General features: G+C 65.7%; 7 protein-coding genes and 2 pseudogenes. 6 read left to right on the forward strand and 3 right to left on the reverse strand.

Translation table 11 applies throughout. The features are described 5' to 3' along the window. Positions 1–37: 37 nt before the first annotated feature. Together ACFQ7F_RS02330 and ACFQ7F_RS02335 are read left to right on the forward strand one after the other, a co-directional pair. Positions 38–4,312 carry a LamG-like jellyroll fold domain-containing protein gene (locus ACFQ7F_RS02330; RefSeq protein ID WP_383264780.1) on the forward strand — a complete coding sequence of 1,425 codons (4,275 nt, stop codon included), beginning with the start codon at positions 38–40 and terminating at the stop codon, positions 4,310–4,312. 137 nt (positions 4,313–4,449) lie between these two features. After that, positions 4,450–10,914, forward strand: coding sequence for an RHS repeat-associated core domain-containing protein (locus ACFQ7F_RS02335; RefSeq protein WP_383264783.1), 6,465 nt, complete (start codon positions 4,450–4,452; stop codon positions 10,912–10,914). A 65-nt stretch (positions 10,915–10,979) separates the two neighbouring features. Here ACFQ7F_RS02335 and ACFQ7F_RS02340 read toward each other — a convergent pair whose 3' ends face one another. Continuing rightward, entirely contained in the window at positions 10,980–11,666 is a 687-nt protein-coding gene (locus tag ACFQ7F_RS02340; RefSeq protein ID WP_383264785.1) for a hypothetical protein, read from the reverse strand. Positions 11,667–12,461: 795 nt separating this feature from the next. Here ACFQ7F_RS02340 and ACFQ7F_RS02345 point away from each other — a divergent pair. The 3 genes from ACFQ7F_RS02345 (at position 12,462) to ACFQ7F_RS02355 (ending at position 13,903) form a co-directional block, all read left to right on the forward strand. After that, positions 12,462–12,656 carry a hypothetical protein gene (locus ACFQ7F_RS02345; RefSeq protein ID WP_383264787.1) on the forward strand — a complete coding sequence of 65 codons (195 nt, stop codon included), beginning with the start codon at positions 12,462–12,464 and terminating at the stop codon, positions 12,654–12,656. Between the two features lie 153 nt (positions 12,657–12,809). Further along, positions 12,810–13,232: a hypothetical protein gene (locus ACFQ7F_RS02350; protein ID WP_383264790.1), complete on the forward strand. Its 423-nt coding sequence runs from the start codon at positions 12,810–12,812 to the stop codon at positions 13,230–13,232. Between the two features lie 110 nt (positions 13,233–13,342). Beyond that, complete coding sequence (locus tag ACFQ7F_RS02355; RefSeq protein WP_383264792.1) at positions 13,343–13,903, forward strand: DUF4352 domain-containing protein; 561 nt, start codon at positions 13,343–13,345, stop codon at positions 13,901–13,903. A gap of 244 nt (positions 13,904–14,147) precedes the next feature. Here ACFQ7F_RS02355 and ACFQ7F_RS02360 read toward each other — a convergent pair. Continuing rightward, a pseudogene (locus ACFQ7F_RS02360) lies at positions 14,148–14,675 on the reverse strand (integrase core domain-containing protein); the annotation flags it as partial. On the opposite strand from ACFQ7F_RS02360, the pseudogene ACFQ7F_RS02365 reads away from it, so the two are divergent. Continuing rightward, positions 14,672–15,038, forward strand: a pseudogene (locus tag ACFQ7F_RS02365) (integrase core domain-containing protein); the annotation flags it as partial. The pseudogenes ACFQ7F_RS02360 and ACFQ7F_RS02365 overlap by 4 nt on opposite strands. 44 nt (positions 15,039–15,082) lie before the next feature. Here ACFQ7F_RS02365 and ACFQ7F_RS02370 read toward each other — a convergent pair. Next, positions 15,083–15,634: a DUF6188 family protein gene (locus tag ACFQ7F_RS02370; protein ID WP_383264795.1), complete on the reverse strand. Its 552-nt coding sequence runs from the start codon at positions 15,632–15,634 to the stop codon at positions 15,083–15,085. Between the last annotated feature and the right edge of the window lie 92 nt (positions 15,635–15,726).

Raw genomic sequence — 15,726 nt, forward strand, 5'->3', positions numbered from 1 at the left:
AGACAATCTTCATCTTTGTGATGGGCCGGGGTGGGATATGTGGAGGCGCGTGCGTTCGCGTGGTGGGGCCGGGGCGCTGGCTGGTCTGGTCAGCGTGGCGATCGTGGCGGGTCTGGCCCCAGCAGCGACCGCTGCAGGAGCCTCACCCACCACGCCCGCGGCGGCGAAGACGGCAGATGAGGGGGCCGCTCCTGAAGAGGCCGGCACCGAGGCGGCCTTGGCGCGAGCCAAGCGGACCGGCAAGCCGGTAGAGGTCACGTCGCTGCGCAGCGCGAGCAGCGACGTGTACGCGACCGCCGACGGAAACCTGGAGGCGCGGGAGTACCTGCGCCCGGTCCGTGCCCGCGTGGATGACCAGTGGAAGCCGGTCGACACCGATCTGGAGAAGGCTGCTGATGGCGCTGTCGCGCCCAAAGTGACCACGGTAGGGCTGGAGTTCTCCGGTGGCGGTGACGCACCGCTGGTGCGGATGACGAAGTCCGGCCGTGAACTGGCACTGTCTTGGCCGGGCAAACTGCCCTCGCCGCAACTGAACGGCGCCACGGCCACCTATGCCGATGTGCTCCCGGATGTGGATCTGCGCATGGGCGCGCAGGAAGACGGCTTCACTCAGCTCCTTGTGGTGAAGTCGGCCAAGGCTGCGGAGAGTTCTGATCTGGCGGAGCTGCGGCTGAAGCTGTCCGCCGACGGCATGGACGTGAAGGAGACCGCGCACGGCGAGATCCAGGCCATCGACAAGGGTGCCGAGGGCGCGGTGTTCGAGGCACCGAAGCCGATGATGTGGGACTCCAGCCCCGGCACCGGCAGCGCGCCGACTACGAAGTCCGCGCCGTCCGGAGCCGTCGCGTCGCGGGACGGGGGAGCTCAGCCGCAGGACGGGGAGGAGCCTGCGGCGGGGGAGTCCGGCAAGCTCGCTCCGGTGGAGGTGGATGTCCCGGCCGGTGGCAAGGAGTTGGTGCTGACGCCGGACGCGGAGGTACTGAAGGGCGAGGACACCACCTATCCGGTGTTCATCGATCCGCAGTGGTACTCGCCGCGGGCCTCGGCGTGGACGATGGCGTCGAAGTACTGGGCCAGTTCGCCGCAGTGGAAGTTCAACGGCGATCGCGACGCGGGCATGGGCTACTGCAACTGGAACTACTGCCAGCCCAATGACACCAAGCGGCTCTTCTACCGCGTCCCGGTCTCGAAGTTCGCCGGCAAGTCGATCCTGTCGGCCGAGTTCGTGGTGCGTAACACCTGGTCCGCCTCGTGTTCCGATCGCAGCGTGGAGCTGTGGCAGACCAAGGGCATCTCCTCGTCCACGACATGGAACTCGCAGAACGCTTCCGGATTCTGGGACAAGAAGTTGTCGTCCAAATCGTTCGCCTACGGGTACTCCGGCTGCGCGGCGAAGGACGCCGAGTTCTCGGTGAAGTCAGCTGTGCAGGATGCGGCCAACGGCCGGGACGCGACGATGACCTTCGGTCTGCGCGCGGACAGCGAGTCGGATGCCTACGGCTGGAAGCGGTTCTCCGACAAGGCCTTCCTGCGGGTGAAGTACAACCGGGCGCCTTCTCAGCTCAAGATGTCGCAGCTGACGATGGAGTACGGCGGCACCTGCAAGAGGTCCGGCGACGCCGCACGCGTACGCACCCTGGGGAAGATCCACGCCAACGAGGTGAAGGACCCGGACCGCGACAGCGTCTCGGTGCAGTTCCAGGCCAAGTGGGACGGCGGCAGCTGGAGCCCGGCGCGGACAACATCGAAGAAGTCAGGCTCCGACTTCACCATCAGCCTGCCGTCATCGAAGATCCCGGCCAACAAGCAGGTCAACTGGTATGCGCGCGTCTATGACGGGGCGCAGTACTCGCCCTGGTCCTACGCGGGCGACCCGACCGCCTGCTACTTCGTCTACGACACGAAGGTCCCCAAGGCGCCGACGGTGTCCTCGGGCGAGTACCCGGCCTCCGATTCGGAGGATCCCAACGATCCTTGGCACGACGGAGTGGGCAAGTACGGGTCGTTCGAGCTGAAGGCCGCCGACAGCGACGTGACGTCCTACCGGTACGGCATCAACATCGACCCCAGCTCCAAGAACAAGATCACCACATCCGGTGGTGCCGCGAAGAGTGCGAAGGTGCTGCCCGCCAAGCCGGGGCTGAACTTCCTCACGGCCCAGGCCTTCGACGCCGCGGGCAATGGCAGCGAGATCCGTACCTACCAGTACCGGGTCAAGGCCGGACAGCCGGACCGCGCGACCTGGCAGCTGGACGAGGTCGAAGGCGCTGGTGAGGCCAAGGGCTCGACACCGACGCGCACCGCGCAACTGCACGGCGGGGCAACCCCGGGCGCGGCCGGTGTGCAGGGAACAGCTGTGTCGTTCAACGGCACCGACGGCTACGCCTCCACTGACATCCCGGTGGTCAACACCGGTGGAGGGTTCGCGGTCTCGGCGTGGGTGAAGCCGTCGAAGATGCCCGAGGGGGCGGCGGTGATCGCCACCCAGCCGGGCAACCACTCGCCGGGCTTCGAGCTGTACTACTCCAAGACGTATGACCGCTGGGCGTTTAACCAGTACAAGTCCGATACCGCGGATGCGGGGATCGCCCGCGCGATGGCGGATCAGCCTGGCGGTGTCGTGCCGGACAAGTGGGCGCACCTGGCCGGGTCTTACGATTCCGTCCGCGACGTATTGGAACTGTTCGTCGACGGCAAGCTGGTCGGCAAGACCGCTTATGACAGCCCGTGGGAGGCCCGCCGTGGCCTGCAGCTGGGAGCCGCCTCCTACAACGGCGCGCCCTCGGCGTTCTTCCCCGGTGCGGTCGACAATGTTCAGTTGTTCGACAAGCCGCTGGCGCAGGACGAGATCGACAAGCTGCACGCCCAGCAGACGGTCGGCGATCCGGGCCGGCCCGCGCTGGCCGTCTTCGACCTGGACGAGGCGGCCGAGTCCAAGGAGATCGCCGGACACGGCGGGGTACTGCCCGCCAAGTACATCGGTGGTGTCACCACCGGTGTCCCCGGTATCGCGGGCAAGGCCGCCACGTTCAACGGCAGTGACGGCTACGCGAAGATCGGCCAGACCAACGGGCCGCACGTGAACACCTCGCGCAGCTTCACCGTCTCTGCCTGGGCCAAGCTCGACAAGAAGCCGGACGGCGCGGCGATCATCACCGCGCAGGCAGGCAAGGAACGCCCCGGCTTCGAGCTGTACTACTCCTCCACCTACAACCGGTGGGCGGTCAATCAGTACTCCGCCGATGCCGCCGATGCCACCCCGATCCGTGCCATGCAGCCCGAGGGCGACAGCGCCTACGTGGGGGAGTGGGCCCAGCTGGTGGGCGTGCACGACACCGTCGCCAACACCCTCACGCTGTACGTCAACGGCGCCAAGGCCGGCTCGGTCCCGCTGGCCGGAGCCTTCTACGCCGACCAGTCCATGTACCTCGGGGCGGGCAGCTACAGCGGCCAGGTCAAGAACCACTTCCCGGGCAGCATCGATGATGTGCGCCTGCTGGACCGGCCGGTCTCGGCCGAGGAGGTCCAGCAGATGTTCAAGCAGCGGCCGCTAGTCAAGGGGCGCTGGAACTTCGAAACGACCAACGCCGCCGGCTCCACCACACCGGACCTCTCGGCCGTGAAGCGTCCGATGGAACTGAACGGGGGCGCAAAGCTCGGCTCAGGAATGATCGACAACAGCGGGCTGGAGCTGAACGGTACGGACGCTTACGCGGGCACCGTGCTGTCGCCCATCGACACGAGCGCCAGCTTCACTGTCACCGCCTGGGCTCAGGCCGCAGCGATCCCGGATCATGGCGTGGCCCTGGTCAGCGGGACAGGTTTGAAGCGAAGCGGCTTCACGGTCCGTTTCCAACCTGACCCCAAGGACCCTGAAGGCCTGGGCCGCTGGGAACTGACGCTCCCTGCCAATGACAGTGCCGACTCGCCTGTCACCGTGGTGAGCAATACAGAGTTCTACGACGCGCGCGAGTGGAACCACCTCGCGGTGGTCTATGACGGCTTCGCCAAGGAAGCCCGCCTCTACGTCAACGGTGTCCTTCAGGAGGTCGCCTGCGGGGATGCGGATGGCAACGGCGACGCGGACGACGCCGCCTGCCAGGACCTCATCGCCTGGGCCGACAACGTCCTGACCTTCAAGGCTCCTATGGCCCTGCAGGTCGGCAGGGCCAAGGGCGATGCCGCAGGAAGCTATTTCCCCGGCGCCGTGGATGACGTGTGGGCCTTCCAGGGCGCGCTGAATGACGCGCAAATCGAGAAGCTGGCCGGCTCCTGGTTCGACATTCCCACCGAAGTGCCTGGCGACAGCTGAACCGCGGGTGCGGACGGGGGACCGATCATCCTCCCCCCGCCGCACCCGCGACGTCAGGTATCCCCTATCAATCTTTCAACGCCGTGCTGCGCACCTGCGTGGCCTGGTGTTGTGGCGTGAAGGACTGAATCCTGAAGATGAACGGCATAACCAGACCGGGCCGGTTCGGCTCGTTGCGGCGCAGGGCATCCCTGGCCGTGTCCGCCGTGATGGTGGGCACCCTGCTGCAGGCAGTGAGCGCACCGGTGGCTACAGCAGACGGCAGCGGAAGACCGAGCCTTCCCTCGGCGGAGAACCCGATCAAGGGCGACGACGGCGTCAAGGTCGAGCCGCGGACGGTGGCGAAAGGTCCGAAGACCCCGGAGAAGGCGCCGAAGGCGGCCTGGCCGAAGGCTGGGTCCGCCGTGGTGGACATCCGGCAACCGTCGGCCAGGGAAACAGGGAAGCCTGTCCAGGCCAAGGGGCTCCCGCTGGTAGTCGGGGCGCCGAAGGTGGCCGCCTCCAAGCGTGCGGACCGCAGTTCCGGTGCGGCCGTGTCGGCGGCACAGGGCAGTGTCGAAGCCCGTGTGCTGAGCCGGAAGGCGGCCGAGCGGGCTGGGGTGAACGGCGTCCTGTTCACCCTGAACTCGGGGGATGAGAAGAGCGATAAGCCTGGCAACGTCCGGACGGCACTCGACTATTCCAGTTTCGCCGAGGCATTCGGCGGCAACTACGCCGCCCGCCTCACCCTGGTCCAGCTTCCGGCCTGCGCTCTGGTCACCCCGGAAAAGCGGCAGTGCCGCACCGTTGAGACGGTCCGGACCGTCAACGACACGGAGAAGCAGACCCTGACCGCTGCCTCGGTGGCCCTGCGGGCGTCAGGGCCGACCGTGCTGGCCGCAGTTGCGGACGAGAAGAGCGTGAGCGGCGACTACAAGGCCACCTCGCTCTCCCCGTCGGCGACCTGGGACACGAATCTGAACACCGGCGATTTCTCGTGGTCGTACGACATGCCGGTTCCCGAGGTACCCGGCGACCTGAAGCCGGATGTGGGCCTGTCCTACTCCTCCGGTTCCGTCGACGGACGGACCGGATCAACGAATAATCAGGCCTCCTGGGTCGGTGACGGGTTCGATCTGTGGCCCGGCTTCATCGAGCGCCGCTACAAGACATGTGCTGACGATGGTGTAGAGCACGCGGATGGCAACAAGCCCGCAGACCAGTGCTGGGACTACGACAACGCCGTCCTCACCTTCAACGGCAAAGGTGGAGAGCTCGTCCACCTAGCCGGTGACCCCGACAAGGATCCCAAGACCGAGGAGTTCAAGCTCAAGCAGGACGATGGCACTCGCATCGTCCGCAGGGCATCGGCCGACCGCGGCAACGGCGACGACGACGGCGAGTACTGGCGCCTGACGGACCCCGAGGGCGTGCGCTACTACTTCGGCTACCACCGGCTGCCTGGTTGGGCGGAGGGCAAGAACACGACGGGATCGACGTGGACGGCCCCGGTCTTCGGCAACAACGCCGACGAGCCCTGCCACAAGGCGTCCTTCGCCGACTCCTGGTGCCAGCAGGCCTGGCGCTGGAACCTCGACTACGTCGTCGACCCGCGGGGCAACGCGATGGCGTACTACTACGACCAGGAGAAGAACTCCTACGGCCGCAACCTCAAGGCCAAGGACAACACCCGCTACACCCGCGGCGGTTCCCTTGACCGCATCGAGTACGGCCTGAAGTCCTCGGCGATGTACGGCGGCAAGCCGCTTGCCAAGGTCGACTTCGCCACCTCGGAGCGCTGCCTGCCCGACAGCAAGACCACCTGCTCGGACATCGGCAAGGACAGCTTCTACTGGTACGACACGCCCTGGGACCTGAACTGCACCGAGGCGGAGGACTGCGACGAGGGCCGGCTGTCTCCGTCCTTCTTCACCCGCAAGCGATTGACCAGCGTCACCACCCAAGTGCTCAACGGCGATACATACAACGACGTCGACTCCTGGAAGCTGGGCCACCGCTGGGGCATGGCGGACATCGACTACCAGCTGCTCCTCGACTCCATCCAGCGCACCGGACACACGTCCACACCCGCGGTGACGCTGCCGAAGACCACCTTCTCCTACACCCAGCTCGCCAACCGGCTGGACAAGAGCGGCGACGGCTACGCACCGTTCATCAAGGAGCGCCTGTTCACGGTCGCCGATGAATCCGGTGGCCAGGTCGACGTCAACTACTCGGCCCCGGCCTGCGACGCGGACGCACTGCCCACTCCGCAGTCCAACACCACGCGCTGCTTCCCGCAGTACATCGGCGGCTCCAGCACGGACGACCCGGAACGTCACTGGTTCAACAAGTACGTCGTCACGTCCACGACTAGCACCGACCGCACCGGTGGTGCGGCCGACGCGGTGACCGCCTATGACTACCTGGGCGATGCGGCCTGGCACTACGACGATGACGACGGCCTGACCAAGAAAAAGTTCAAGACCTGGTCCCAGTGGCGCGGCTACGGCCACGTCCGGGTCAAGAACGGTGGCCAGGGCGGCGGCGACGCGCTCAAGTCACAGGAGGACACCTACTTCCTGCGCGGCATGGACGGCGACCGCAAGGACACCTCGGGCGGCGCCAAGAGCGTCTCGGTCAGCCTGGGCAGCGGCGAAGGCGACCCGATCACCGACCACGAGTCTGCTGCGGGCTTCGCCTACAAGACCGTCACCTACTCCGGGCCGGGCGGCAAGGCTCTGGAAAAGACGGTGAACCGCCCCTGGCACCACGAAACGGCGAAGAAGACCCGTGACTGGGGCACGGTGACCGCAAACTTCACCGGTACCGGGCACTCCAAGGCCTGGACCTCGCTCGACGACGGCGCCGGCACCGACTGGCGGATCACCTCGACCGCGACAGACTTCGACACGGTCGCGGGCCGGGCCACTCAGGTCGACGATTTCGGCGACAACGGCACGGCGGCCGACAACCAGTGCACCCGCACCGCCTACGCCACCAACACCGAAGACAACATCCTCACCTTGCCCGCGCGAGTGGAGACCGTCGCCGCCGGGTGCGCCGACACCACTCTTGACCGCACCAAGCTGGTCATCTCCGACGTCCGCACCGCCTACGACGGCGGTGCCTACGGGGCAGCGCCCACCAAGGGTGACGCCACCGCAACCGCCACGCTCAAGAAGCACGACGGCAAGACGGCCACCTACCTGGAATCCGGTGCCACCTTCGACGGCTACGGCCGTCAGCTGACCACCACGGACCTGACAGCGGACGTCACCGCCTCAGGCAGCGATGCTCCCACCCGCACCGTCCGTTCGGACGGCCGCAAGTCGACCACCGCCTACAGCCCGGCCACCGGCTTCCCGACCAAGGTCACCGCAACCACCCCGCCGGCCAAGGCCGCCGACGCCGCATCGGTTCAGACCACGGTCACCGAGCTCGAGCCGCTGCGCGGCCAGCCCGAAGCCATCGTGGACACGAACGCCAAACGCACCGAGATGACGTACGACGCGCTGGGCCGCTCAGCGAAGGTCTGGCTGGCCGATCGCAAGACTAGCCAGACACCCAGCCACCAGTTCACCTACTTCGTGGACGAGGACCAACCGGTCGCAGTCCGCACCCAGAGCGTGAACAACGAGGGCGGGCAGGTCGCTTCATACACGCTCTACGACGGGTTCCTACGCGAGCGGCAGACCCAAACACCGGGGCCCGATGGCGGCAGTGTCCTCACCGACACCTTCTACGACGAACGCGGTCTGAAGGCCAAGACGTTCGCGCCCTACTACACCAAGGACGCACCGAACCGGGGATTGTTCAAGCCCGCTGACGCGCTCAGCGTGGAGTCCCAGACACGCACCGCGTACGACGGACTGGAGCGCCCCGTCGAGGAGCGGCAGATCGCCGGAAACGGCGACGGCGGCACCGTACTCGGCATCACCAAGACGATCTACGGGGGCGACCGCACCACGGTCATCCCGCCCGAGGGAGCCACCGCCACCACCACCCTCACCGACGCCCGGGGCAAGACGACCCAGCTGCGCCAGCACCACACCCGCAGCCCCAGCGCGGCCTTCGACACCACCTCGTACGGCTACACGTCACGAGGCGAGCTCGAAAAGGTCACCGACCCGGCGGGCAATAACTGGCGCTACAGCTACGACCAGCTGGGACGCCAGATCGAGACCACTGATCCGGACAAGGGCACAACAAAGAGCAAGTACGACGACCGCGGCCAGCTGACCACCACCACCGACGCCCGCGGCACGACGCTGGCCAGCGTCTACGACAACCTGGGCCGCAAGACCGAACTGCGCAAGGACAGCGTCTCGGGCGAACTGCGCGCCAAGTGGGTCTACGACACCATCGCCGGCGCCAAGGGACAACTCGCCGAGTCGACCCGTTACGTGGACGGCGCCGCCTACACCTCGAAGGTCACCAGTTACGACCGGCTGTACCGGCCGATGAAGACGGCCATGGTGATCCCCGACAAGGAAGGGGCCTTGGCAGGCACCTACCAGACCGGCACCGACTACCTGCCCTCCGGTCTGGTGGGCACCGTGAGCTACTCCGCCGCGGGCTCACTGCCCGGAGGCAGCTACACCACCACCTACCAGAAGGAGACACTGCGCCCCATATCCGTCCTGGGAGACGGCTTCCAGACCGACACGAGCTACTCGCTCACCGGCAAGCCGCTTCAGTACGCACTGGGCAGCACCGGGGGAGGCAAGAAGACCTGGGCCACCAACACCTACGAGTGGGGCACCCAGCGCCTGGCGACCTCCCGCATTGACCGCCAGGACCAGCCCGGCGTCGACCAGCTCGACACCTACGGCTACGACCAGGCGGGCAACGTCCTGTCCGTCTCGGACGTCTCCCGCACCGGCACCGACACCCAGTGCTTCACCTACGACTACCTGCGGCGCATGACCGAGGCATGGACCCAGGGCGACAAGACCTGCGCCACGGCCCCAGCCGGCGACAAGACCGGCGGCCCCGCGCCCTACTGGCACTCCTACACCTACGACAAAGCGGGCAACCGCCTCACCGAAACCCTCCACGACACCAGCGGCAACAGCACCAAGAACACCCAGCGCGACTACGAATACCCCAAGCCGGGTGACCCGCAGCCGCACACCCTGACCTCGGTCACCACGCACCTCCCCGGCGGAACTGCTACCCAGGACTCCTACGGGTACGACGAGACCGGTAACACCAACACCCGCACACTGCGCGGTGATACGCAGAAGCTGGCCTGGGACGCCGAAGGTCACCTCGCCAAGGTCACCGAACCCGTCGAGGGCGAGAAGGACAAGGTCACCGAGTATGTCTACGACACCGAGGGCAACCGCCTGATCGCACGTACCCCGACCGAAAGCACCCTCTACCTCGGCCACACCGAAGTCACCCTGCCCCAGGGAGCAACCAAGGCCAAGGCCACCCGCTACACCCCCCTGGGCGGCGGCCACCAGGCCGTCAAGGAAGACAACGGCACCGTCACTTTCACCACCGCCGACCACCAGGGCACCGGCCAACTCTCCATCAAGGCCAACGACCTGTCCCTCACTCAGCGCCGCACGCTGCCGTTCGGCGGCCCGCGCGGCGAAGCACCGAAGTCCTGGCCCGGTACCAAGGGCTTCGTGGGCGGCACCGACGACACCAAATCCACAGGGCTCACCCACCTCGGTGCCCGCGAATACGACTCCACCACCGGTCGGTTCATCTCCGTCGACCCGATCATGGATCTGACGAACCCCCAGCAGATCAACGGCTACGCCTACAGCAGCAACAACCCCCTTACCTTCAGCGATCCCACAGGGCTGAAGGAGTGCGCTGGCGACTACTGCAGGTCCGAAGAAGACTGGATAGACCGCCACGGCGATTACCACAAGGGCAATAAGAAGAAGGGCACTGTAACCAGCAAGGGCAGCGGCGGCGGTGGCGGAGGGTACCGAGGCGGTGGCGGCGGCTACAGCGGTCCGCACCCCTCCCCCAGTGCCAACCCAGCCCCGGTACCTGGCCCTTACCCTGACGCCGGAAGGTCAAGGGTCCTGGACTTCCTTAGCCGCCTAGTGCCAGACGGTCCTCTCGTCTCGGCTCTACAGGGAGATTGGGAAGAAACTAAGAGGCGACTGTTCCCCAAAAATAACTGCCCGATAGACGATATGGCGTGTGCCCCAAGGACCGGAACTATTGATGTCGGTGGGGTCGGCGGAATTGGGAAGAAGTTGGCTGCGGGTGCAGCCAGAAGCGCCGCAGGCAGGGAGGCGCTAAGCGACGCGCTGAAGCGACTGCCCAAGGATTATGATCGCCGCACAGTAGGAATTCTTGACGTCGCTGGCGATCAACTTCCGATGATCAGTGGTCCTGGTGGACAGTCTGAACTCCTTCGGGGCCTCCCGGGCCGGACAAAGGCTAACGCGAACCACGTAGAGACGCACACTGCGGCATTCCTGCGATCGAATCCCGGAATCAGAAAAGCGGTCCTCTACATCGACTACCCGACTGGTGCGTGTGGAACGTGTAGAAGTACCTTGCCTGACATGTTGCCAGAAGGCACTCAGCTGTGGGTAGTTCCACCATCCCCGCGGAAGATCGAGAAGTATGTGGGGCTTCCCGACTGAGCCTGGCTCGCAAACTGGGGCCAGCCCTCACGGACTGGCCCCCAGTTTGGTTTGGCTTCTATCAGTCACCACGGGAGCGGTTCATCGGTCGTGTAGTCCTGAGAGTCCGCGTATGATCGCCATTCGATTCCCGGGGTCGTCTCTGCCCAGAGCAAATTTTCAGGAGTAATTGCTGCAAGCGTAATGTCGTAACCTAGTTCAGGTTCATCACTGGGGTGGACCAATGCGAGCCAATCTTCACCCAGGAGAATGCGCGATTCTCGCGCAGGCCAATTCCATGGGGGTGACGGGAGAGGGCTTACATTTTCTCGTGTGAGGAGCCATTCCGCGTCCACTCCTGTTGCGATCTTCCTCGCTGGTGCGCCCAGAATTGCCTCCATAACAGTGGCATGGATCAGGAATTCTGGAAGGCTCTCACTGGTGGGAGCCCAAGGTGCCGGATCGCCTGACGGCTCCTGCTCGTAGACGAGGTGGTCTTGATCGTCGGGATCGAAGGCCCAAAGCCAAGTTCCCTGGTTCTCCACCCAGAACGGGACCTTGCCGTCGTGCACCTCGAGCTCTGGAAGCGGAATGGCGTAGTTATGAGAAGTGATCCGCCCATCCCACTGTGTCGAGATTTCATGCCACTCGATAAGCTCTTTCGGTGCCGAACGGGAGCTCTTCGCCTTGGCGCTAGGTGATGTTGGGTCGCCGTACCAATCTCTCAGGAAGTGAAGTAGGCCCTGTTTGTCTACCGGTGCGCGCTCATTCATGGGAATCATTATGCGCCACATGCTGGACGCTCGCGTAAGCGCCCTGACAGCCTCACCGTAAAGCTACCGTGGACGAGCTCTAGCACGACCCCATTGTGCATGTTTAGTGGCAGTGTAGGAGAGCGAAGGCGAGCTGGGGCTGGCCTGACCAATGAGGAGGAGCCTTGGCGGCAGCAGACCGGGGGCTCCCCAGGTGTTCGCGGCAGCACGCGTGGGGGATGCGAGCGGCGGCGTATTGTCGGGAGAGGGACGGCTTTTGTCCCTCGCGGAGCAAGCGCAGGCGGTGGGGCATCGCCCGCAGATACGCGAAGTTGGCGCAGGCTCAGGCCTCTAGGACGGGGCGGTCCACCGGCTCCTTGCCCAAATCCTCGTACACTCAGGGAGGATTTCGCGGTGCCCAGTTGCGGGTGCGGGTGGTGAGCAGGGAGCGGACCTCACGTTGGGCTTTGCGTTCGGTGAGTTTGCCCGCCTCGTGGCGGGTCAGAACGGCGCGAACGCGGGCCAGTTCCTCGTCCTCAGCGGTCTCTTCCTCCGCTGTGCGGGGATCCTCGATGTCATGGCCCGGTGAGGGGCGCTTGCAGGCCAGGGTGACGGTCTCGATGAAATCCGTCGCCAGGAGGGCGTCGGCCTGGGAGCGCAGGAAAGCGGTCCAGGTGGTGTTGGCTCGGTCGGGTGCCGGCTCGATGCCCTCGGCTTACGGCTTGAGTGGCCTGCGCGGATGGGGTTCTCGGCACGCACAGGGTCGATGCACTCGACAAGACGCTCGCGGGCATGGTCCGTTCGGGGTATGCAGGCGTGGCCAAGGACGCGTCAAACGCTGTGGAGAAGAAGACCAAGGAGGGCGGGAAGAGCCGCCCGGAGGCGTGCGAGCCGCTCTCGGATAACGACTACACCGCGCTACTCATGGCCAAGGCGATCGATGGTCTGGGGTGGACAGACAAGGACGGGCAGTTCGACAAGCTCAAGATGGTGGAGGGCTTGGGCGATTAGCGTTGCTGTCGTCGTGATGAGGCCCGGCTCTCTGGGAGGGCGGGGCTTTCGCGTGCCCGAAAATGGTGACCGTCACAGGTTAGTCACGAGAGTGCACACTTCCCCCACAATTCACGGATGATGGCCCCTCAGCTCAACATCCCTGGGGGGACCATGAACCGCCGCACTACCGCCACCGTTCTACTCACCGCGGCCACCCTCGCGCTCACTGCCTGCTCGGCCGGCAACGACGAGGCCGACAGCAAGCCGAAGATCAAACCGAGCACCACCGCCTCGGAACCGACCCAGAAGCAGAAGGACGAGGCCGCCCAATCGGCAGGCCTCCCGTCCGAGCCCGCCGCCGCCGAGCGCGCCAAGCTCCTCCGAGCCCTGGCAGCCGCGGCGCCGGACGTGGTCCGCCACGAGGACAAGGCCGTCGATGCCGCGCGCAATCAGTGCATGGCGATCAACGGCAAAGCGCAGCGGCTCGATTGGTCAGCGTCGCAGCGCTTTACGTACAAGGACGTGACGACGACTGAAGCCCAAGGCGCGAAGATCAACGACGCGCTGAAGTCCTCCGGCTTCTGCAACGTCTGACCGGCCCCAGGAGCAAAGCCTCACCGTACCCGCGGCGGGGCTTCGCCGTTCCCGCCCCGCTTGCGCTCCACGCCGCTACGCTCCGGGCCTCACACACGCCTGGGGGAACCATGCGCCGCACCGCCACCGCCCTGCTCGCCACCTGCCTACTCACAGGTCTCACCACCGGCTGCTCATCCGAATCGGCCAAGCCCGCCGTCGCCAAAGCCACAGGCAAACCCTCAGCATCCAGGACGCCGAGCTCCACCCCGTCACCAAGGCAGGAAACCTTCCGCTTCGGCGACACCGCCGACATCAGCGTCGGCGGCCGCGACTTCTCCGCGACCGCACTCGTGTTCAAAGACCAGGGCATCACCGGTGACCCCGGGTTGCAGTCGGACGGGCAGAAGTGGGCGCTGGCGGAGGTGAAGGTGTGCAACCAGGGCACCAAAGCGTTCCCCGTGAGTCCATTCGCGTGGACGCTCGCGTATCCGGATGGGACGCGGATGGAGGCAACGCATGTGAGTGCCGGCCTACCGGAGCCGCTCTATCCGGCGGACGCGAAGGTGAAGGGCGGGGACTGCGTTCGGGGGAATGTGACGTTCGAGGTGCCGCTGTCGGGGCGGGCGGAGCGGTTGGTGTATTCGCCTGAGGATTTGGATGAGCCGGTGGAGTGGCGGATCGGGAAGTAGCCACGTCGCATAGCGGCCCCGCCTGGTTGTTCCGGGCGGGGCCTTCGTCATACGGTGGGCTACTCGCCTGGGTTCACCGGGCTCGCGTTCAGCTCTCGGTGCCGAAGCCGCTCAACTTGATTGGCGCGCAGCGCATGAAGCTGCTCGATCAGACCTGCCATGTGCCACGTCGCGGCGTGCGCGGTGTCCGTGACCCCGAGCGCGTGTCCGACGCTGCGCCTGCCGAAAACTCCATCCATGCAGTTCAAGCGGCGTGTTGGTACTCGTGCAGAATTCCGCCGAGGCGATCTTTTCGGTGTACGTCGAGGTGGGTGATCTGTGTGCGGGTGAGTGGTTCGGGGGTGGCGCGCAGGGGTGCTGCCTGATCAATCGCTTGGTGGGGTCGGTGAAGGTTGTAGTGCCGTTCGAACTGGCGAAGTGCGTGGCGCAGATGGCGCTTGTTCCAGATGAGGGTGCGGTCCAGCAGTTCGTGGCGGCAGGTCTGGACCCAGCGTTCCATGATCGCGTTCATGCGCGGGATACGGACGCCGGTGAGGACGACTTGGATTCCGGCGTCGGCCAGAATTTCATTGAAGAGGGCGGGGTACTTCGCGTCCCGGTCCCGAATCAAGTAGGTGACGGTGGCTTGGGTGTCCGTCAGGTCCATGGCCAGGTTGCGGGCGGCCTGGGTGACCCAGGCCGCGGTGGGGTGGGCAGTGGTGCCGAGGACGCGGATGCGGCGGGTGGCGTGCTCGATGACGGCGAGGATGTACTGGCGCCCTCCGGTCAGGGTTGCGTTTCCTGCTGCGAGACCGGGACGCGAAGTACACGGAATGCTTCGACGCGGTCTTCGCGGCCGACGGCATCCAGGCCTTAAGGACCGCACCGCGGGCCCTTCGGATGAACGCCCACTGCGAACGGGTCATTGGCACCCTGCGGCGCGAGGTCCTCGACCATCTCTTGCTCTGGAACGAGTTCCACGCCCGGCACGTCCTCGATGCGTACGCCCGGCATGACAACGGTCATCGTCCCCACCAGGCTCGCCGACAACTCCCTCCCCTCGCCCAAGCACCCGGCACCCAGCCCGTCAACGCACCGGCTTCTACGCACTCGAATACTCGGCGGTGTGATCAACGAGTACGTATACGCAGCCTGACCAGGGGCGATGGGTCTCCGAACAGCACACGCTAGACCGACGAATTAGCGCCGCTCGTCGTTGCCCGCCGGGTCCGGCCCGCGACCACTGGCCAGGGATATCGGTCCAATGCGGCACATCAAGTCCGCCGGGCCAGAAGGCTCTCCAGGACTTCGACGTCCATCGCTGCGTCTTTCGGACGCTACGGAGCCGGGCCACACGGCAAGCTCCCCACCCGGCGATGACACAAACCGCCAGTCTCCCGGACCTGTCACCTGCCAGGCTTCGAACAACGGGTCTTCCGGGCAGTAGAGTTGCAGACCGTTGTCGAAGACCAGCTGCAGCGAGCCGGTCTTGAAGGCAACGGCTGATGCGACCTTGGCACCGAACAGGGCCAGGGCTGCCGTCACGTCCTGTCGCCCCGGATCCAGTATCTCCTGTGGATTTTCCCCAGAGGCCGCCCCCTGTGAGAGCCGACATGGGCCTTCCAGAACGACCCAGGCATCTGACCCCAGCAGAAGAGTCAGCTGATGGTCGATGCTGATCTTGGTGACATCCAGGCCTTGAAGACCCAAGATCCAGTGGTCTTCTTGCTCGGTGAAGGTCAATGCGTTCACCCTTGCACGATGCCCTGCGACATACCGCTCATGCTAGTCAGGTCCGCCCTGGAAGTCTCACAGCTGCCTGCAAGTGCGCTCAGGGGAGGTGA

Source organism: Streptomyces sp. NPDC056486, assembly GCF_042795295.1.
Classification (GTDB): domain Bacteria; phylum Actinomycetota; class Actinomycetes; order Streptomycetales; family Streptomycetaceae; genus Streptomyces.